Origin of the sequence: Micromonospora sp. A3M-1-15, from assembly GCF_024213425.1 — a bacterium.
GTDB classification, from domain to species: Bacteria; Actinomycetota; Actinomycetes; order Mycobacteriales; family Micromonosporaceae; genus Micromonospora; species Micromonospora chersina.
In genome coordinates, this window is record NZ_JANAVK010000017.1 from 1 (window position 1) to 599 (window position 599).

Here is a 599-nt window from a genome sequence, read left to right on the forward strand (position 1 = left end):
AGTTCGGTGTTCTCGGCGTAGATGCCGCCGCCGTTCTCGCAGGCGGTGTTGCCGGTGATGGCGGTGAAGCTGATGGTGACGAAGCCGCCGGAGCTGAACAGGCCGCCGCCGTTCTTGCCGGCGTTGTTGTTCGACAGGGTGCTGCGGGCGGCGTCCTTGCCGTGGTCGGAGCCGACGATCTCGACGGTGCCGGCTTCCTCGTCGTGCTTGTTCTTGTTCTTGTCGTAGCTGTTCTGCTCGGTGCTGTTCTGGCCGTACTCGTCGTGCTTGGTGTTGTCGCCGTTGCCGTTGGCGATGCCGCCGCCGTTGCCGCCGGCGGTGTTGTTGTCGACGTGGGAGTCCTTGACCTTGAGGACGCCGCGGTTGAAGATGCCGCCGCCGTCCTCGCGGGCGTGGTTGTCGGTGACCTTGCTGTCTTCGAGGTGGACGCGGCCGAAGTTGGCGATGGCGCCGCCGTTCTTCTCGGCGTTGTTGTCGGTCAGCTTCACCTTGAACAGGTTGGCGCTGCCGCCACGCTCGACCAGGAGCGCGCCACCGTCACCCTCGCCCTGCTTCTTGTCCTTGTCCTTGTCCTTGTCCTGGTCCCACGACCCCGGGCC

At 65.6% G+C, this 599-nt stretch carries 1 pseudogene; it reads right to left on the reverse strand.

The features are described 5' to 3' along the window. Positions 1–599 (reverse strand): annotated as a pseudogene (locus NLX85_RS32890) (hypothetical protein); the annotation flags it as partial.